The organism is Paraburkholderia bannensis NBRC 103871, from assembly GCF_000685015.1.
GTDB classification, from domain to species: domain Bacteria; phylum Pseudomonadota; class Gammaproteobacteria; order Burkholderiales; family Burkholderiaceae; genus Paraburkholderia; species Paraburkholderia bannensis.
The window spans coordinates 36,218-53,731 of the sequence record NZ_BAYA01000019.1 but is presented as its reverse complement, the minus strand read 5'-3'; the positions used below and the strand labels follow the sequence as shown (position 1 = coordinate 53,731).

Below are 17,514 nucleotides of genomic sequence, written 5' to 3'. Positions count from 1 at the left end.
GCGCAGGCCGCGCTGCTTTAGCCCCAAACGAGAATCGCGACCGAATAGACAATGCCGATCCAGAACATCATGATGACCGTATAGCCCATGATGTCCTTGAGTTTGAGCTTCGAAAGCGCGAGCGCGGGCAGGATCCAGAACGGCTGGACGAGATCGTTCCACGCATTGCCCAGCATCACGGCCGTCGACGTATGGCCCACCGATGCGCCAATCGTTTTCGCCGCCTCGATCATGAACGGCCCCTGAATGACCCAATGGCCGCCGCCCGAAGGCGCGAAGAAGTTGATGACGAACGAGCTGATCAAGCCCCAGAACGGCAGCGTGGCGGGCGTGGCGACTTTCACGAATGCTTCGGATAGCGTATTGACCAGACCCGACGATGCCATGATCGCCATGATGCCCGCGTAGAACGGGTACTGAAGAATGATGCCGCTGATCGTGCGAATGCCTTCGTTGAGCTTCTCCACATAACGGATCGGCGTGCCGAGCAGCAGGATGCCGAGAAACAGAATAAAGAAGTTGATGAGGTTCAGGTCGATCGAGCCGCCCTGCACGAAATGCAGCGCCACATAGCCCATGCCGATTGCGCCGATCACGTAGCTCAACACGCGGCTGTTGTTCAGGCGGTTGGCGAGCGTCTTGCCTTCGTCGATATCGAGCGCGGGCACGGCCTTGGGCGCTTCTTCCAGCGCGCGGTCGATTTCCTTCACGGACTGGCCCGCCTTCGGATGCAGCCACGCATTGAGCAGCGGCAGCGTCACGATGGTCACGAGGCTCGTCATCAGCATGGTGGGCGAGAAAATCGTTTCGGAGAGCGGAATGACGCCCATCTGGGCTTCGAGCGGATGGCCCTTGGTCGAGATCAGCACTGGGATGCTGGCGGACAGGCCCAGCCCGTACAGCGTAAAGCCGCTATAGGCCGACGCAATGATGAGCGGGTAGTGCACGCCCTTGACGCGCAGCGCGAGCTTGCGCGCGACGATCCCGCCCACCACGAGGCCGAAGCCCCAGTTCAGGTAGCTGCCGATGCCGCCCACCAACGTCGCGACGATGATGGCCATGCGCGGCGAGTCGACGTGCGAGACAAGGCGGTTGAGGAAGCGGTCGGTGAGCGGCGCGGTGGCGAGCACATAGCCCATCGCGAGAATCACCGCCATCTGCGTCGTGAACGCGAGCAGCGCCCAGAAGCCCTTGCCCCAGCTCGTGGTGAGCGCGGTGACGGTCTGGCCTTGCACGATGACGGCGAGCGCCATCGTGAGCAGGGTGAGGCCGATCGCGAAGACGAAGGGATCGGGCAGATACCGGCGCATCAGCTCGGTAAAGAAGGCAGTGACTCGCTGCATGGTTGTGTCTCTTTCAGGTATTAATAGTTCTTGGGTCTCTCTCGCATCGCGGCGAGCGGGCTAGTTCTTGTGTGATTCAGTCATCTGTTTTCAAGCTGCTTTTGCGGTGCCGTGCGAGCTGCATCAGTTGCCGGTCGCGCCACGCGACGCGCGCGTCCCAGTGTTCGATTGGCAGGGCCGCGCGCCGTGCGGCTTCCACCTGGGCGACGAGGTCGGGCGTCCACGGGTCGTGCTGGCCGCGCTCGGCGCCCATGCGTTCGTAAGATGGCCCCATCTTCTGTGCATGCGAGGCAATGCCGCCGCGCGTGTTCAGGTCGACGGTCTCGAATGGCCCGATTACCGACCAGCGCGGCGCGAGGCCTTCGCGCATGACGGTGTCGATATCGTCCACGGACGCCACGCCGTCGCGCACGAGGCAATACGCTTCGCGCAGCACCGCGCCTTGCAGGCGGTTGAAAATGAAGCCGGCCACTTCCTTCTTCACGCGCACGGGCATGAGCCCCGCTTCGCCGTAGAGCGCGATGGCGCGCGTGGTCGCGGCAGCGGACGTGAAGGGCGCGGGCACGATCTCGACCACGGGCACCAGATAGGGCGGATTGCCCGGGTGCGCAACGATGCAGCGCGCGTGGCCCGGCAGGCTTGCATCGACGAATTCCGTTACCGCGAGAAACGACGATGCGCTCGCGAGGATCGCCTGCGGCGGAGTACATTTATCCAGTTGCACGAACAGTTCGCGCTTGAGTTCGACGCGCTCGGGCGCGCACTCCTGCACGAGATCGGCGTCTTGCGCGGCGGCTTCGAGCGTCTCGACGATCTCCACGCGCGCGGCGATCTGTGCGGCGCTTTCGTCGATCAGCGCGAAGCGCGTGAGATCGGCCAGACGCAGCGCGATCTCATCGGGCGCGGCCGCGCGACGTTGCGCATCGGGATCGAACAGGCGCACGCGCCAGCCAGCGCGCGCGAATACGATCGCAAAGGCCACGCCGATGCTGCCCGCTCCGACGATGCCCGCACGCCGCCATGCAGTGTCCGCCATCGTCAGACTCCCGCGACGCCGACCGTCATGCCGCCGCACACATACAGCACCTGGCCGGTGACAAAGCCGCTACGGGCGTCGAGCAGATACGCAGCCGCGTGCGCAATATCGTCGGGCGTGCCCACGCGCTTGACCGGCACGGCGTCGATGATCGCCTGGGTGCGTGGCGCACCGGGCGGATTGGCGCGATCGAACAGTTCCGTACGGATCGGGCCGGGGCCGATGGCGTTCGCGGTGATGCCGTGGACGCCCAGCTCCAGCGCCCACACGCGCGTCATGCCGATCAGCGCGGCCTTGGTCGCCGCATACGCGGTGCGCAGTTCCTTGCCGAGCGCCGCGCGCGACGACATGTTGACGATGCGCCCGAAGCCCGCCGCCTTCATGCCCGGCAGCAGCGCCTGCATGCACTGCTGCGCACAGCGCACGTTGAGCGACCACGCGAGTTCGAGTTCTTCTAGCGTCTGATGCTCTGCATCGTTGGGCACGACGATGCCCACGTTGTTGATGAGGCGCGTGATCGGGCCGCCTTCGAGTGCACGTTCGAGCGCGGCTGCGGTGGCCTGCGTATCGGTGAGATCGGCGAGTAGGCCGTTGCCCACACGGTCGATCACGACCGCCTCGTAGCCATCCGCCTCGCAGCGTGCCGCGCACGCCGCGCCTATGCCGGCAGCGCCGCCGGTGATCAAAACTCGTTCTTTAGCCATGTCGTGGACGCGATAAGTTGCTTGATCTAGTGCCGAAAAGGAAGGATTGCTTATTGAATTGGCGCCATATCGGGATCGAACGGACGACGACCTCAGGCGGAAATCAAATCAAACTGTCGCAACCGGCGTGACCGGCGAGCCCATTGCGCCCGGCAGCCGCAGCGGCGGCGCGGTGAGCATGAAGCGCGAGCGCCCATGCTCGCGCAGCCAGATCGCCAGATCGTGCAGATACCAAAGCTCGCCCAGTGGCAGGCCCAGCTTGAACAGACAGTGATGATGCAGCGGCATCAACGGATGCTCGCCCGCTGTCGCGGGTTGGCGTGCGGGATATCGTTCGACCGCGTAGTTGTCGGCGGCCAGCGCGGCAATGCCCGAGTCGCTGATCCATTGCAGCAGGCGGTCGTCGCGGCCATCGAGCGCGCCGCAATGGCTCGCGAGCACCGCCTCGTCCGGCTGCTTGTTCATCTCCAGCACCATCTCGGCGAAACCGGTGCGTATCACCAGCATGTCGCCGCGCTCGACGTCCACGCTGTCCGCGTCCATCACGCGCATCAGGTCGTCATAGCCGATGGTGCGGAACTCGCGCCCAAAATGCGCCGCGAAATCGATCAGTACGCCGCGGCCCTGCATGCCCTTGACGGCCAGGTTCTCGATGCCGAGCACGTCCGCGTGGCTGTGCTCGCCGCCGCATGCATGGGGTGCGAAGCCGTTTTCCGCGCGATATTCCATCGGGCCGACGATGTCCCGGTGCGCGCGATAGCCGTTGTAATAGACGCTTTCCGCCTGGCCGTCGCCATCGGCGTCGAAACGTGCGCCGACGTGCGCCAGCGCATCCCATTGCGTCGAATACTGGAGCGAGAGCAGCACCTGGTCGTCGCTCACGACGTCGGTCGCCGAAGGCTCGTTGCGCGCGAACGGAAAGTTCACATAGGGCAGGCCGTCGCGAAAGGTCGGCCGCAGCACGGGAGGATGGCGGCGCACGTTGAGCTTGCTCTCGCCGGGGAAGTCGAGCGGCAGCGAGAGCGTGAAGCTCAGCCCCGCACGGATCTCCTGGGCGCCCTTGAGCACCTGCTCCGCGCCAATCAGGTTCGGGCGGCCCAACTGATCGTCGGGGCCGAAGTCGCCCCAGTTCGAGCCATCCGGCCGGTTCTTCCAACGCATGCTGTCTTCCTCCACATCTTGTTGCGGCGCTGTTTTTACGCGCGTCCTGCAATGCTTATCGCTTTCGATCGCTTCGCTCGCATCAAGTCGCGAGCAGCGACGGCGGTATCTGCGCGTACACGTCGAGCAGCGCCTGCACGGCTTGCGGCTCGTTTCTCAGCAGACGCGCCTTGGGCGCGCCGATGACGAGCGCGAACGCTTCGCCGTGAATCAGGAAACCGCGCGACAGACCGGCAACATCCTCGACGCTTTCGCCGGTCGAACGATGCCAGCCGTCGACCACGCCTTGCTCGATCTCGCGTTCGAACCTGGCGCGGTCGAGCACCGAGCCATCGGCCGCAAGCGGCAACGGCTGGTTGCTGTCGAGAAACTTGCGACGTCCCTCGGCACCCAGCGCGCCCAGCAGCGCCTTGCCCGCGGCGCTCGCGATCGACATGAAGCCGCCCGGTTCGTCGCTGTAGCGGATCTTCTGGCGCGACTGCACCACGTCGAGATAGACCACGCGATTGCCCGCGAGCGTTGCCAGCCCGGCTGTCTCGCCGGTCGCGTCGCGCAGTGCATGGAGCAGCGGCTGGAACATCAGCGTGAGCGGATCCTCGCTGCAAATGTCGCGCGCGACGTGCAGCAGGCGCTGCGTGGGGTAATAGCCCGCCTTCACGCCCGGTGCGTACAGGTAGCCCTTGGCCACCATCGTTTGCAGAAGGGCATGACAGCTCGAAAGCGGGATCTCGGTTCGACGCGCAATTTCGCTGTAGATCATCGGTTGCCGCACTTCGGCAAAGAGGTTGATCACATCGAAGACGCGGACAGCAGTTTTCACATCCATGACAGCATTATCGGCATGCCGATAGTGTTCTGACAATATGCTTACGGGTAAACACCTAAAATGCGTCAGGAGGGCTGCTAGCGGTGGCGTCGTCACCCGGGCCTGGCGAAGCCGCTGATCCGGGTCTCGTCGCTCGCAACGTCGTGCCCGCGAGCGACGCAGATCTCGACGAGCCTGCGACTAGCGATCTGAAGGCAGAGTCGCCGGTCAAGCGATATCGAGTTCCTTTGCATAGGAATCCAGATGATCGGCCACATGTGCCTTCAAGATCTCGACGAAGCGCTTGATTTTTGCATCGACGAACTGGCGGGACGGGTAGACCGCGTAGACGTTGCGCACGTGCGTGTGGTACTGCGGCAATACGCGAACAAGCGCACCGCTGCGCAGGTGCTCCATGGCGGAGAAGGCCGCGAGAAGGCCGATTCCCGCCCCATCGCGAAGCGCCTGTGACATGGCGTCCATGTCGTTGACACTGAAGTGCGGCCCGGTCGGACGGAAGGTCGCGTTGCCCGCGGGACTTTCGAGGTGCCACTCGTCCGGCGCGTAATCGACCGTACCCAGAAGCACGCATCGATGGTCGATGAGATCTTCCGGGCATGCGGGCGCCGGGTGAGCGGCCAGGTACGCAGGCGAGGCGGCGAGAATGCAATGGCTGGTGCCGATGTTCTGGCTGACATACGCGGAATCAGGCAGCGTCCGTGTGATGACGACGCCGATATCGAGCTGCTCTTCGAGCAGGTTCGGCATCCGTTGCGACAGCAGCAGCTCCACCGAGACATCCGGATACGCCTCGCGATAGGCCAGCACGGCGCGCGTCACGAGATTGCGCCCGAGTCCGGGAACCGAGTGCACGCGCAGCCTGCCGCGCGGTTCGAGCAGGGCGTCCCGCGCCTCGGCCTCCGCGTGCTCCACGTCGGTCAGGATGGCAACGCAGCGGTCGTAGAACCTCCGGCCCGCGTCGGTGATCACGAGGCGACGCGTAGAACGCTGCATGAGCCGCGTGTCGAGAGATTCCTCAAGCACCGACACCGCACGCGAAATGTTGCCCACCGTTGTGTCGAGGTGGTTCGCAACGGCGGTGAAGCTCCCCATTTCGACGACTTTTGCAAAAACCGACATGTTATATAACTTGTCCATCCCACCTGTCCCTTTCGTCTGACTTCATCGTGTCCGCCCCGCGCTGCGGGCCTCTGCCACGGCCATCATAGGCGAGCGCCCGTTTGCATGTCGGTAAGCCTAATCGCCAGGCGGGGCGGGATTTTCCCTTTGGCGACAAGAATCATTCCTTCTGGTCTGGCTAAAAGCGCACGGCCATCCCGCCTAGACTGTGTTCCGCAGACAAGGCATTCACTGCCAGGCACAAGCCGAAGCCAGCCTCCCGTCATGAATCGCTGAATCGGGATTGCGGTATCGACTGGCGCGCTACGAGATTATTTAATTCGAATTGCTAACGATTTAGAGGATTGAAAAAATGGACGCTCACTACGACTCGCTTAATCTTTTCATCAACGGCAAATGGATCGCAGCCAGCGAACGCGCTACCGCGCCGGTCGTCAATCCCGCTACGTTGCAGGAACTGGGCCGCGTGCCGCTTGCAACGGCGGCCGACCTCGACGAGGCGTTGCAGGCGGCAAAGCGCGCGTTCGACCAGTGGCGCGTTACGGTGCCGGCAGAGCGCGCCCGTATTCTGAAGAACGGCGCGCAGCTGATTCGCGAGCGCGTGGAGCACATCGCCGCCTTGCTGACGCTGGAAGAGGGCAAGCCGCTTGCCGAAAGCCGCGATGAAGTGCTGCGCGCTGCCGACTACTTCGAATGGTTCGCGGAAGAGGCGCGCCGCATCGATGGCCGCGTGGTGCCGTCCAATCGTCCCGGCGTGCAGCAACTGGTGAAGAAGCAGGCCATCGGGCCGGTCGCCGCGTTCACGCCCTGGAATTTCCCGGCCATCACGCCGGCTCGCAAGCTGTCTGCGGCGCTGGCCGCTGGCTGTAGCGTCATCATCAAGCCAGGCGAGGAAAGCCCGGCGACGGCGCTCGCGCTCGCCCGTGCACTCGACGACGCAGGCCTGCCCAAAGGCGTGCTTCAGGTGGTCTTCGGCGTGCCCGACGAGGTGTCGAAAACGCTGATTGCATCGCCGGTTATTCGCAAGGTGACGTTCACGGGTTCCGTTCCGGTCGGCCGCCTGCTTGCCGCGCGCGCCGCCGAAGGCGTAAAGCCGATTACGCTTGAGCTTGGCGGCCATGGGCCCGTGCTCGTATTCAAGGATGCGGATGTTGAACGCGCAGCCGTCGAAGGCGCGGCGAACCGCTTCCGTGGCACCGGCCAGGTCTGCATCTCATCGACGCGCTTCCTGATCCAGCGTGAGGTCTACGACGAATTCGTCGGGCACTTCGTATCGGCGACCCAGGCGCTCAAGGTAGGTGACGGCATGCAGCCCGGCACGCAGGTCGGCCCGCTCGCGAATCCGCGCCAGGTTGCCAAGATGGAAGAACTCATCGCCGATGCGGTCGAGCGTGGCGCGAAGGTGCTCACGGGCGGCAAGCGCATTGCAGGCGAGGGCTACTTCTTCGAGCCCACCGTGCTGGCCGACGTGCCGATGGACGCTCGCGTGATGCACGAAGAGCCGTTCGGCCCGATTGCGGTGCTGATGCGTTTCGACCAGCTGGAAGACGGGCTCGCCGAAGCGAACCGCCTGCCGTATGGTCTCTCGGCCTATGCGTTCACGAACGACGCGCGCACGGCCCTCGACGTGGGCGACGGGCTGGAGGCCGGGATGATCGGCATTAACCAGTACCGCATCGTCGCCACCGAACTGCCCTTCGGCGGCCTCAAGGAGAGCGGAATCGGCTCCGAAGGCGGCGCAGAAGGCATCGAGTTCTATCTCACCAACAAATTCATCAGCCAGGTCTAAGGAGCGCCCAATCATGTCAAAAGCCAATTTCGACAGCCCGCGCGAAGCCGCGCGCGCCTTCACGCCGAAGCTCGCCGCGCTTGTCGACGATGTGCTGTTTCCGCAGGTGTGGGCCGACGCGGCGTTGTCGCCGCGTGACAGAAGTCTCGTGACCGTCGCCGCCCTCGTTGTGGGCGGCCACCACGACGAACTTCCCGCGCATCTGCGTCGCGCCGTGAGCAACGGCGTCACGCGTGAAGAACTCGCCGCGACCATTACCCACCTGGCGTTTTACGCCGGTTTTCCCGCCGCTATCTCGGCTTCTGCCGCTGCGCAAGCGACGCTCGGCGATGTGCGGACTCAACAGGATACCTAATCATGAAAGCCATCACCTTCGATGAATTCGGCGACGCCGACGTGCTCAAGCTCGCCGATGTTCCCGACCCGGAACTGCGCCCCGACGATCTGCTGGTGCGTGTACACGCGGCAGGCGTCAACCGCGCCGACCTCACGCATCGACGCGGCGGCTACGGCCGGCCGAATTTCGGCGACTCGACCATTATGGGTCTGGAAATAGCGGGTGAAGTGCTGGAAGTCGGCGCATCGGTAGAAGGGTATCGCGTCGGTGACCGTGTGATGGGCGTGGTCGGCGGCGGTGCATACGCCGAACTCGCGCGCATCGACTGGCGCATGGCGATGCCGGTTCCGGAGCAACTCGACTATGTGCACGCCGCTGCTGTCCCCGAAGTGTTCGTGACGGCGCATGAAGCGATGATGCATCTCGGGCGCCTCAAGCAGGGGGATTCGGTGCTCATTCACGCTGCAGCGGGGGGCGTCGGTTCCGCTGCGGTTCAACTGGCGTATGCGAGCGGCGCGACCGTGTTCGCGACCGCCGAGGCATCGAAGCTTGAGCGCATCGTGCAACTGGGCGCCGACCATGTCATCGACTACCGCACGCAGGATTTTGCTGCGGTCGTGGCGCAGAAGACCGAAGGCCGGGGTGTCGATGTCGTGATTGATTTCGTGGGCGAACCGTATTTCGCGCGCAATATCGCTTCACTGGCGAATGGCGGGCGTCTCGTGCAGGTGGGCATCCTGGGTGGGGGCGGGCAGGTGAAGCTCGAACTGGAGACCATTCTGTATCGCCATATCCAGATTATCGGCACGGTGATGAAGTCGCGCGCCCAGGCAGAAAAGCACGCGATGGTACGACGGTTCCGCGAACACTGGCTCGCGCGGTTCTCGGGCGGCCGTGGGCTGGAACCGGTTGTCGATAGCACGTTTGCGCTTGCGCAGGCGTCGGAAGCCCATCGACGCATGGAATCGTCGGCGAATGTCGGGAAAATTATTCTGACGATGGGATAAGTGGCGGCGGGCAGGGTCTGGCCACATGCGTTGTAGCGAGGCGCCAGACTATCCCTCGCCGTAGTCGGGGGAGTCGTTCAGCATCGCTGCTGGGAAGTCTGACCGAAATGGGGCGGATTCAACCGGTGCACTGCACCCCGATGACTGTCACATGCAGAACGACATCATGTGGTACGGTAGGCGTAGAGAGCTATGCAGGACATTTCAGTTGACCACCTCAAGGACGCTGATGGAATTCAACAATGGTGCTGTACTTGAAGCTCTTCGTCTTGCTGCCCATCGACAAATACCGTGGCACAAGCGACCGCCAATCTTCACCTCGCTGCGCGCGCAGGGCCTCTTAAAGATCGTCGATCAAAAACTGCCTCCCAGTACGAAATTCCTGTTTCCAGTCCAGATTGCGGCGCTTACCGATAAAGGCCAAAGCGAAATACATCGCCTTGAGTCATCGAAGAGCCGTCGTGGTTGGCTGGACGACGACTACATCGCAACGTTCCTTGAGCAGATTGCGTTCAGTTGATTCGGGCAGAGCTATCGAAATGAACGCGTGCTTGTCCGGAAAGCTTGCGTAACTGACATTGGCGGCGCGCCGTGCCCGGTAAAGAATGGGACTTTCGAGGAGCGCTGACGATCATGCCCTACCTGCAACTTGACGTGAATGAGCACTATTCGGTGGACGACAAGCGGCGCCTGGCGCAGCGGATGAGCGAGACGTATGCGCAGATGATGGCCGTAGACATCAGGCGAATTAGCGTCGCGATTCGGGAACTGGGCGACGGAGGTGTCTGGCGAATTGCCGAAACCGGCGAAGCGCCAACACCGGTCGCCGTCATGATGCTGGATATCAGAAAAGGGCGCTCGCCCGAGTTGCGCATGGACGTGGCGAAAGCGCTTTGCGCGCATTGCATCGAGATTCTCGGCCTGCGCGAAGACAGGCTCAACGTCGAATTCACGCAGCATTCCGGCGACGAGATGTATCACCCGGCGCTGGGCGGCTACAGCCCGGAATGGACGCCGGGCGAGCAATAAGGCCGCTACGCTAAAGCGCAAGGGGCGTGACGGCCGACGCCCGCTGTATGGTTTGCGGCGGCTGCCCGAATGCGCGCAGGAACGCTTGCCGCATCCGCTCGCGGTCGCCAAAACCGGTTTCTCTCGCGACGACCTCGATGGGATGACGCGTCGTTTCCATCATCAGACGAGCGGCTTCAACGCGAAGCCGCTCGACAGCCTTGGCGGGCGACTGGCCCGTTTCCTCACGAAATACACGGCTGAACTGCCGTGGACTCAGACTTGCCGCCTCGGCCAGTCGTTCGACTGACAAATCGCTCGCGAGATTTTCACTGGCGAATGTGAGCGCCATCTGGACGCGATCCGAGCGTGCGCTCATTTCAAGCAACGCCGAAAACTGCGACTGCCCACCCCCGCGACGCTGATAAAGCACGAGCTTGCGCGCGACCTGGCGTGAGGTGTCCAGCCCAAGGTCGCTTTCTACGATCGCGAGCGCGAGATCGACGCCAGCGCTCATGCCCGCGGACGTCCATATCTGCCCATCGACGACGAAGATGCGGTCTTCTTCGAGCTGGATGCCCGGATACCGCTTCGCGAAATCACGCGCGTGATACCAGTGGGTCGTTGCCCGCTTGCCTTCCAGCAGGCCCGCTGCGGCCAGCACAAACGCCCCTGTGCAGATCGACGCGACACGGCGCGAGCGCAGCGGAGCACGGCGAACGTAGTCGACCAGCGCTGTCGATGGCAGCCGGCATTCATTGTCGCCCGCGACGATGAGCGTGTCGTATCCATCGTCGGCAAGCGGTTCGCTGTGAACCGAAAAACCCTGCGAAGACGCAACCGGCCCACCATGCTCAGACACGATGCGGAACTGATAGGCCGCTTCGCTGTGGAGCAGGTTCGCGTATTCAAAGACGCTCGCCACCGCGAGCGCGAGCGACTGGAAGCCTGGATAAACGACGAGTGCGACGGTGTGCATGGTGTCTTTGAGGTCGATGGCTTGATTCATTGAAGGTAGCACAAAGCAGACAGACTTGCGGCGGACTTGATGGCATAAATCATTGCATCTATGACATTGAGGTCGCGTTCGGCGGCGGTCAGAATGCATTCCATGGATCGACACCCGGTTGGTTCAACCTACGCAAAGGACAGGACATGACTTCTCAGACCAAAGGTTTCGCGCTGATCACGGGCGCATCGGCAGGCATTGGCGCGATCTACGCTGACCGCCTCGCCAGGCGCGGCTATGACCTCATTCTGGTGGCGCGTAACCAGAGCCGACTCGACGCGCTTGCCGATCGCCTCACGAAGGAGACGGGACGCGCGATCGAGACCGTAGCGACCGATCTCACCGACAAGACCGGGCTGGCGAAAATCGAAAAGCTGCTCCGTGAGGATGCGCGTATCACGATGCTGGTCAACAACGCGGGCGTCGGCTCGGTGGCATCGATTCTCGACGGCCAGGTCGACTCAATGGAATCGATGATCGACTTGAACATTACGGCGCTGACGCGCCTGACTTATGCCGTTGCGCCTGCGTTTGTCGCACGAGGCGCAGGCACGATCGTCAACATCAGTTCGGTGGTCGGCATTGCGGTGGAAATGCTCAATGGCGTGTACAGCGCGTCGAAATCGTATGTGCTGAGCTTCGGCCATGCGCTGCAACGCGACCTCGCTGGCAAGGGCGTGCGTGTGCAAACCGTGCTGCCGGCCGCGACGGCGACCGAGTTCTGGGACGTGGCGGGCTACGCGAAGCAGAAGGAAGCGCCGAGCACCATGACCGCAGAAGACCTGGTGGATGCCGCGCTCGTTGGGCTCGATCAAGGCGAACTCGTCACGATCCCGACGCTGCACGATGGCGACGGCTGGACGCAATGGGAAGCCGACCGGCGCGCGCTGGCTCCCGGTTTCGCTAACGCCAAGGCCGCTCCGCGCTATGCGTCAAGTGTCGTGACGGGGCGGTAGTCCAGGCAGGCGACGGCGAGCGGCAGCAGTCACATCGATTCATGATGGCAGTGCGCGCATTACGGCTTGCGCGCACTCTTCAGGCGTGTGGACTTAGAATCGCGTCTCTCACTTCAATAGTGCGCCTGATGCTTACAGCTCGCCCACTCAGCAGCGAATCTGATAGCGATCGCGCGAATGTATTGCGCGTCTTTATCGAAGCTCCTTCATACACTGAGCTGGTCGAGGGACGGTCGCCATCCGCAGAGGACGTCGACGATTTTTTCTACGGCAAGCCAACGGGTAAAGCGCAAGGGGACAAGCGGGTCTTCGGGTTCTATGTTGGGCCAGATATGCCTGGCTGTGCCGACGTGATCCGTGCATATCCGACCGACGACTGCATATGGATCGGACTGCTGTTATTTTCCGATCCGCACCAGGGGCAAGGTTACGGAAAGGCCGCGTTAGCGTTGCTCGACAATATGGCGCGTGAGTGGGGCTTTCGCAGATCGCAACTCGCGGTCGTTTCAACGAATCCACGCGCGCTCGCATTCTGGCAGCGCGAGGGTTTCAAGGAAATTCGGCGAGCGACCAATCAGAGATTTCCTGGCGAGTTGATCGTAATGGAGCGACCGATTCCGTAAAGCTGTCGTGCTGCCTCTCCGATGCAACTATCGTTCGATCGAAACGCTGTCGACCGTCGTATCACTGTCGCCAAAGTCCCTGGATTTTTCGCGTGTGGTGAGAAGATAGCCAAGTGTCTCGATGTAGTATGCCTTGAACGAATCGCTATTGGGCCTCGTGCATGTTAGCGGCCATGCCTGTCCGGCTAGCCCCTCATTCACGATGCTTGCGTCGACGCGTTGCCCGATCTGGCATTTCATTCCGAACTCTTGAGGCTTGCCTTCCCCAGGGACATTAACGCCCTCGGTTAAAAACGAGACTTCGCCGCCTTCTTTCCAGATATTCGCGTTGACTGTTAGCGCTTGAGTGACATACACGCTTCTGTTTTCCGACCTTGCGGAATTCATCTTTGACTTGATCTGGACGAGACCAAGCATGTCGCGATCGACAAAGAAGTCGGGGCTGTAGATTTCCCTTGCCCGCATTACACCTTCCGTCGATGGCTGGATAATGACCTCGATGTGGCTCGTGCGCGTACCGGTGGTCATCGTTTCAACGATCCGTGCCGACTTGAACGATGAGCGCGCCGGCAGGATGGCAGACAATTCCCGGGCCTTTGTCACGACTGCGTTCGGAGCAGGGACATCATCGATATCGACATTGGCGGGGAGCGGCGTTTTTGCGCGCTGCGTCTCGCCGCCGATACCGACGTAGGTTTGAGGGTCGACGGGCTTGCCGCACGCCACCGTCTTTAGCGCGACTTCGTAGTCATCGGACGAATCGAGAGGCGTCTCGGCGTCGTCACGGGCAATCATGTTGTCGGTCATCGTGCCATCGGCTGTAAAGTCATAGCCGACCAGGATCCGATAGCGGTTTGTCTCGCAGTTTACTGTGACGAATTCGCGCTTCGAATCGAAGGGTGCGTCGTAGGGCGGGTCGAACTGCAATTGCGGATAGTCGTACCTTGTCCAGAGCGACGTGAATTTCCCCGAGCGGCTGATGCTGTGCGAATCCACCTGAGTCAGTTTGTTGTCACCGGAACGCGCAACGTTGACCAGGCGTTCCGGCTGGTTCGGCAGATGACATGCCCATTGGAGCAGCGCCTCACCATAACGCGAAGCAGATGCAGAAACAAATTGCGTTGGCGCATAGTGTGCGACCGTCTTGCCATAGAAGCGCACAGGCGGCTTGCCCATCGTCGATAAGTCCGCCCACGCCATTCGAAATGCATGCTGTGGACAATCGAACTCAATGGGCGTTTCGTATTTTGCTGAGCCCTGAGGTGTGTTCATCGTGCCGCGCACGACCAGGTACACATGGGTTTCAATCCTGTGCACGGAATCCGCGAGATAGTCGAGATCGGCTTTCGCCGGAACCGGCTGCCAGTCTTCCGCAGCGGCAGGAGCGCTTGCAAGCGCAATGCAAACCGCAAATGTACCAAGGGTCAGTGGGGAGCGCATCGAACTGGATAAGATCAGGGATACAGGTTTAACGGCATCCGCGACGTTTATCTTTAATCCAGTTGCGAAACGCGTTCAATCGGCTTGGGACAGGAGTGCTCTAAACAGCACGATAACCAGGCATAGCGTGAGCAGTATCGCTGGGCTATCGAGCATTGCATACGTAGTCACGATCCCATAGAAATCACTGGGTGCAGTAGCATGAAACACATCCCGCCACGGATGGCCACGCTTGTTACTCCCAAAGACTACCCCGAAGATCGCGGCTCGGGCTAATTGATAAGTAAAGAAGCTGAAAACTCCATTGGCGAGCGCCACCACTAAAATACTTGCCCCTATATCAGGTTTTTTGCCACTGTTATTCACGACGACCATAAGATGCTCCCCGGATATTTTTGATCGCGTTCTCCGCTGGAGGGCGCGCTTTCTTTTTTTACAAAATCCCTTCGACGGCCTCCCGGCTTTTTCACTTGGCCGTGCCACCAGTCACTGGCACCGTTAGATCTAACGATAGCTTCGGCAATCTTGGGCGTCGCGTCAATCGAACGATCATCGCAAACTACGTTGCCATGCGTGTTGGGGCAGTCGGCGTCACTCAATCACGTGGAGGTAATTTTCCCAACGATCGCGAATGATGCTTACTGGCCCGCCTCGGAAGCCCACCGCGAGAGTCGGTTCGACCCGGTTTGCCAGGATCGATGAAAGAGTAATTCGCTACGTATCTTATGTTCCCCTGTTAGTGGTTGGCATCCTGGCGTCCGTTACAGCTTTCATCGAACAGGAAGTCCCAGGCGCACGAGAAAGTCCGATACCACGGGCTCCCAGACTTCGTTACCGTGCGCAAACAGCATGTGCCCATTGTTCTCAAACGGCGGAAGCAGCCGGTAGTCGGCGTTGCCACCCGCGCGAACGAATGCATCGTGCCAGGCGCTGCTATACGACGGTGCGAAGTACTGATCGTTTTCGGTGTAGATCCAGAGCATCGGGACACGCGCCGTCTTTCCGAATTGCGAATACATGGCTTCCACGCGTTCGCCCTGACATGGCACGCCAGGATGCTCGACCGGATCACCGCCGTCACCACCCGCGAAGTTGATTGCCCCGATCACACCGTCCGGATTGTCAGCCGCCATGGCCGTCGTGACAAAGCCGCCGACTGACTGGCCAACAATGACGATCCGGCTCGGGTCGACGTGGGGTTGCCGCTTCGCGTAGCCCAGCACGGCAAGCTCTTCGGTGCGGGCTGCATCGATCATCGGCGCATAGTCCTTCTGACGACATTTGCCGCTATATTCCGGATCGAATTGCGTGCCGTACTGGCCGTAGCCGATGCGCGTAGGCTCGAATACGGCGAATCCTTGCTTCACGAAAAAGGCCGCTTGTCGGGTGTAGCGAAAGCGCGGCGGCGTGCTGCGATCTGTTGGGCTGCGACCATGGTTGAGAAGCAGGATAGGAAAGGGGCCATCGCCATCAGGAAGGAATTGCGTGATTGCCACGGTGCCCGTTCGTGCCGTCCCGTAGAAGTCCTTAACCGTCACGTCGATTGTCGAGACAGACTCATGCAGGTCTGGCCTGATTGGTTCCGCACGAACGCTGGAGATTACGAGCGCGAGGCAAATCGACAGCAGGCGTACAGGAGTTGTCATTGTGATGTACAGGTCAAGGATTGGTGGATTCTTGAGCGCGGCCTGAGCCCATGCGGGGCGCTGCTCGATTGGACGATCCTCGCAGTCTCCAGCATGCCTGAGGCCCAGACGGCCGATGGTAGCGAGTTCGCGTTACGGCGGGCTTTCAGGCTATAGTTGACGCGCTGTTACCCTGGGTCGCGAGTTGTTAGCCACCTACGCGAACGCGTGCGTCGCGCGAAAAATCGTGTGCTCGCAGGGTCGGGCGTATGGCCCTCATCAGCCGTTCAGTATCAGTGCTCCTCATGTAGATTGAGGCCTGATGCCTGTCGAGTGTCACTTCATCTCCATCGAGCTCACCGGAATTGGTTTGCTTCGCTATGGCGTCCAACTCATCTTCAAGCTGGTGTAGTCGCGTCAAGTCAGGACTGCCGTAGTCCACAACGATGACAACTTGGTCGCTCTTTATATTGTCCGCCCATGCCAGCTCTGAAAAAGCAGATGCCGAGAATGGTAGAAAACTCAGGATAAGAAAGAAACGTTTCATCGAATTTTGGTAATTAAACGCGCTTTATATCGTAGGCCAGCGCATAGTCGATTGTCCGTTCCTGGCGGATCACGACCCCACGCCCCAGTGCAATAATTTCCCGGATTACGTCATGCAATGCAAGAGGTATGGGCGACCGCGAACTGCCCGTTTCGGCCGTCCCAAGGTGGCGCCATAGGCGTCAAGACGACGCTCTTTACTAGATTGAGCCTGGCGATCAATATTGTGCTCTTCCTCGGTTGGCCGCCAATCGCATACGAAAGAACCCTATGATTTCGCCAATATGTGCTGTCCTTGTGTATGTACCTGACGTACCCGCCGCTTTGGACTGGTATCAATCGGTTTTTCAGGGTGCTGAGAGACGTTTCCTTGACGCGTTTAATCTGACGTACCTTGAGTACAAAGGCATTAGACTCGAAATTGTCCCCGCCGATTCGAAACTATCGGCAGGGGCCGCAGGCACTGTTGTCTACTGGGATGTCAGCGACTTTGACAAAGCACTGAAGCATTTCCTGGACGCGGGGGCCACGCTTTATCGGGGGCCCGGCCAGGTGGAGGCTGGCAAGCAAATGTGCATGTTGCGTGACCCTTGGGGAAATTGCATCGGGCTTTACGGCTAAGGCCAGAAGCCGAAGGTTCAGCTCAAGCCTGATCGCCTGCTTCCTGTAGCAGGCGTGTACGCCGAAAAATCCGGGCGCTGGCAGAGCGAGTGGCCTCATCTTTGCGTCGGACCGTGGCAGGACGGCAATCCGCAATAGATGAACCGGGCTCGGTTAGCAGCAACTGCGGCCAGCCTGAGCCGCAGGTCGAGTGACCGTTCATAGCCAACCGCAATCTCATGCCATTTGCATAAAGCGCGCTCACCGCCCACCCCCTCCCGGTACAGTGCTAAAAACAGTACCTTGCATAGAACAATACTGCCTGCTACATTGCTGTCCATGCACTCTCGGGAACGAGTTGTCCGCTGCATACGTGTATTGCAAG

The 17,514-nt window shown here is 61.0% G+C and carries 19 protein-coding genes; 8 read left to right on the top strand and 11 right to left on the bottom strand.

What is annotated here, in order from left to right; all coding sequences use genetic code 11:
- Positions 1-17: 17 nt before the first annotated feature.
- From BBA01S_RS26250 to BBA01S_RS26225, 6 genes are all read right to left on the bottom strand, one after another.
- Positions 18-1,343 carry a short-chain fatty acid transporter gene (locus BBA01S_RS26250; protein ID WP_027819039.1) on the bottom strand — a complete coding sequence of 442 codons (1,326 nt, stop codon included), beginning with the start codon at positions 1,341-1,343 and terminating at the stop codon, positions 18-20.
- A gap of 76 nt (positions 1,344-1,419) precedes the next feature.
- Entirely contained in the window at positions 1,420-2,379 is a 960-nt protein-coding gene (locus BBA01S_RS42885; RefSeq protein ID WP_042297934.1) for a 3-hydroxyacyl-CoA dehydrogenase, read from the bottom strand.
- A gap of 2 nt (positions 2,380-2,381) precedes the next feature.
- The gene (locus BBA01S_RS26240; protein ID WP_027819038.1) at positions 2,382-3,083 is read right to left on the bottom strand and encodes an SDR family oxidoreductase; all 702 of its coding nucleotides are present in this window, start codon (positions 3,081-3,083) and stop codon (positions 2,382-2,384) included.
- Between the two features lie 108 nt (positions 3,084-3,191).
- Positions 3,192-4,244: a cyclase family protein gene (locus BBA01S_RS26235; protein WP_027819037.1), complete on the bottom strand. Its 1,053-nt coding sequence runs from the start codon at positions 4,242-4,244 to the stop codon at positions 3,192-3,194.
- 82 nt (positions 4,245-4,326) lie between these two features.
- On the bottom strand, positions 4,327-5,070 hold the full coding sequence (locus tag BBA01S_RS26230; protein ID WP_027819036.1) for an IclR family transcriptional regulator: 744 nt from the start codon (positions 5,068-5,070) through the stop codon (positions 4,327-4,329).
- A gap of 207 nt (positions 5,071-5,277) precedes the next feature.
- A complete protein-coding gene (locus BBA01S_RS26225) occupies positions 5,278-6,207 on the bottom strand; it encodes a LysR family transcriptional regulator (protein WP_027819035.1) in 930 nt (309 codons plus the stop codon).
- Between the two features lie 334 nt (positions 6,208-6,541).
- Between BBA01S_RS26225 and BBA01S_RS26220 the strand changes: the two genes are divergently transcribed.
- The 5 genes from BBA01S_RS26220 to BBA01S_RS26200 all read left to right on the top strand — a co-directional run bounded on the left by BBA01S_RS26220 (position 6,542) and on the right by BBA01S_RS26200 (position 10,351).
- Positions 6,542-7,978, top strand: coding sequence for an NAD-dependent succinate-semialdehyde dehydrogenase (locus tag BBA01S_RS26220; RefSeq protein WP_027819034.1), 1,437 nt, complete (start codon positions 6,542-6,544; stop codon positions 7,976-7,978).
- 13 nt (positions 7,979-7,991) lie between these two features.
- Positions 7,992-8,333 carry a carboxymuconolactone decarboxylase family protein gene (locus tag BBA01S_RS26215; protein ID WP_027819033.1) on the top strand — a complete coding sequence of 114 codons (342 nt, stop codon included), beginning with the start codon at positions 7,992-7,994 and terminating at the stop codon, positions 8,331-8,333.
- A gap of 2 nt (positions 8,334-8,335) precedes the next feature.
- Complete coding sequence (locus BBA01S_RS26210) at positions 8,336-9,322, top strand: NAD(P)H-quinone oxidoreductase (RefSeq protein ID WP_027819032.1); 987 nt, start codon at positions 8,336-8,338, stop codon at positions 9,320-9,322.
- A 229-nt stretch (positions 9,323-9,551) separates the two neighbouring features.
- Positions 9,552-9,842: a hypothetical protein gene (locus tag BBA01S_RS26205; RefSeq protein WP_042297951.1), complete on the top strand. Its 291-nt coding sequence runs from the start codon at positions 9,552-9,554 to the stop codon at positions 9,840-9,842.
- Between the two features lie 113 nt (positions 9,843-9,955).
- Entirely contained in the window at positions 9,956-10,351 is a 396-nt protein-coding gene (locus BBA01S_RS26200) for a tautomerase family protein (RefSeq protein ID WP_027819030.1), read from the top strand.
- A 10-nt stretch (positions 10,352-10,361) separates the two neighbouring features.
- Here the strand turns inward: BBA01S_RS26200 and BBA01S_RS26195 are convergent, their stop codons facing one another.
- The gene (locus BBA01S_RS26195; protein WP_027819029.1) at positions 10,362-11,309 is read right to left on the bottom strand and encodes a GlxA family transcriptional regulator; all 948 of its coding nucleotides are present in this window, start codon (positions 11,307-11,309) and stop codon (positions 10,362-10,364) included.
- Positions 11,310-11,485: 176 nt separating this feature from the next.
- Here BBA01S_RS26195 and BBA01S_RS26185 point away from each other — a divergent pair, with 176 nt between their 5' ends.
- On the top strand, positions 11,486-12,295 hold the full coding sequence (locus tag BBA01S_RS26185) for an SDR family NAD(P)-dependent oxidoreductase (protein WP_027819028.1): 810 nt from the start codon (positions 11,486-11,488) through the stop codon (positions 12,293-12,295).
- Between the two features lie 128 nt (positions 12,296-12,423).
- The gene (locus tag BBA01S_RS42880; protein WP_167336044.1) at positions 12,424-12,918 is read left to right on the top strand and encodes a GNAT family N-acetyltransferase; all 495 of its coding nucleotides are present in this window, start codon (positions 12,424-12,426) and stop codon (positions 12,916-12,918) included.
- A 27-nt stretch (positions 12,919-12,945) separates the two neighbouring features.
- On the opposite strand, the gene BBA01S_RS42875 is transcribed toward BBA01S_RS42880, so the two are convergent.
- The 4 genes from BBA01S_RS42875 to BBA01S_RS47040 form a co-directional block, all read right to left on the bottom strand.
- Positions 12,946-14,358: a surface-adhesin E family protein gene (locus BBA01S_RS42875; protein ID WP_156966089.1), complete on the bottom strand. Its 1,413-nt coding sequence runs from the start codon at positions 14,356-14,358 to the stop codon at positions 12,946-12,948.
- Positions 14,359-14,433: 75 nt separating this feature from the next.
- Positions 14,434-14,733 (bottom strand): hypothetical protein, encoded by a 300-nt coding sequence (locus tag BBA01S_RS47045; protein WP_027819027.1) that lies wholly within the window; start codon positions 14,731-14,733, stop codon positions 14,434-14,436.
- 395 nt (positions 14,734-15,128) lie between these two features.
- Complete coding sequence (locus BBA01S_RS26165; protein ID WP_027819026.1) at positions 15,129-16,004, bottom strand: alpha/beta hydrolase family protein; 876 nt, start codon at positions 16,002-16,004, stop codon at positions 15,129-15,131.
- A 187-nt stretch (positions 16,005-16,191) separates the two neighbouring features.
- Positions 16,192-16,530: a hypothetical protein gene (locus BBA01S_RS47040; RefSeq protein ID WP_027819025.1), complete on the bottom strand. Its 339-nt coding sequence runs from the start codon at positions 16,528-16,530 to the stop codon at positions 16,192-16,194.
- A gap of 269 nt (positions 16,531-16,799) precedes the next feature.
- Here BBA01S_RS47040 and BBA01S_RS26155 point away from each other — a divergent pair, with 269 nt between their 5' ends.
- Entirely contained in the window at positions 16,800-17,150 is a 351-nt protein-coding gene (locus tag BBA01S_RS26155) for a VOC family protein (protein WP_027819024.1), read from the top strand.
- Positions 17,151-17,514 lie beyond the last annotated feature (364 nt).

Bases quoted from the DNA above. Each gene is read 5' to 3' on its own strand.
- BBA01S_RS26250 (WP_027819039.1), bottom strand. From the start codon at position 1,343: ATGCAGCGAGTCACTGCCTTCTTTACCGAGCTGATGCGCCGGTATCTG.
- BBA01S_RS42885 (WP_042297934.1), bottom strand. From the start codon at position 2,379: ATGGCGGACACTGCATGGCGGCGTGCGGGCATCGTCGGAGCGGGCAGC.
- BBA01S_RS26240 (WP_027819038.1), bottom strand. From the start codon at position 3,083: ATGGCTAAAGAACGAGTTTTGATCACCGGCGGCGCTGCCGGCATAGGC.
- BBA01S_RS26235 (WP_027819037.1), bottom strand. From the start codon at position 4,244: ATGCGTTGGAAGAACCGGCCGGATGGCTCGAACTGGGGCGACTTCGGC.
- BBA01S_RS26230 (WP_027819036.1), bottom strand. From the start codon at position 5,070: ATGGATGTGAAAACTGCTGTCCGCGTCTTCGATGTGATCAACCTCTTT.
- BBA01S_RS26225 (WP_027819035.1), bottom strand. From the start codon at position 6,207: ATGGACAAGTTATATAACATGTCGGTTTTTGCAAAAGTCGTCGAAATG.
- BBA01S_RS26220 (WP_027819034.1), top strand. From the start codon at position 6,542: ATGGACGCTCACTACGACTCGCTTAATCTTTTCATCAACGGCAAATGG.
- BBA01S_RS26215 (WP_027819033.1), top strand. From the start codon at position 7,992: ATGTCAAAAGCCAATTTCGACAGCCCGCGCGAAGCCGCGCGCGCCTTC.
- BBA01S_RS26210 (WP_027819032.1), top strand. From the start codon at position 8,336: ATGAAAGCCATCACCTTCGATGAATTCGGCGACGCCGACGTGCTCAAG.
- BBA01S_RS26205 (WP_042297951.1), top strand. From the start codon at position 9,552: ATGGAATTCAACAATGGTGCTGTACTTGAAGCTCTTCGTCTTGCTGCC.
- BBA01S_RS26200 (WP_027819030.1), top strand. From the start codon at position 9,956: ATGCCCTACCTGCAACTTGACGTGAATGAGCACTATTCGGTGGACGAC.
- BBA01S_RS26195 (WP_027819029.1), bottom strand. From the start codon at position 11,309: ATGCACACCGTCGCACTCGTCGTTTATCCAGGCTTCCAGTCGCTCGCG.
- BBA01S_RS26185 (WP_027819028.1), top strand. From the start codon at position 11,486: ATGACTTCTCAGACCAAAGGTTTCGCGCTGATCACGGGCGCATCGGCA.
- BBA01S_RS42880 (WP_167336044.1), top strand. From the start codon at position 12,424: ATGCTTACAGCTCGCCCACTCAGCAGCGAATCTGATAGCGATCGCGCG.
- BBA01S_RS42875 (WP_156966089.1), bottom strand. From the start codon at position 14,358: ATGCGCTCCCCACTGACCCTTGGTACATTTGCGGTTTGCATTGCGCTT.
- BBA01S_RS47045 (WP_027819027.1), bottom strand. From the start codon at position 14,733: ATGGTCGTCGTGAATAACAGTGGCAAAAAACCTGATATAGGGGCAAGT.
- BBA01S_RS26165 (WP_027819026.1), bottom strand. From the start codon at position 16,004: ATGACAACTCCTGTACGCCTGCTGTCGATTTGCCTCGCGCTCGTAATC.
- BBA01S_RS47040 (WP_027819025.1), bottom strand. From the start codon at position 16,530: ATGAAACGTTTCTTTCTTATCCTGAGTTTTCTACCATTCTCGGCATCT.
- BBA01S_RS26155 (WP_027819024.1), top strand. From the start codon at position 16,800: ATGATTTCGCCAATATGTGCTGTCCTTGTGTATGTACCTGACGTACCC.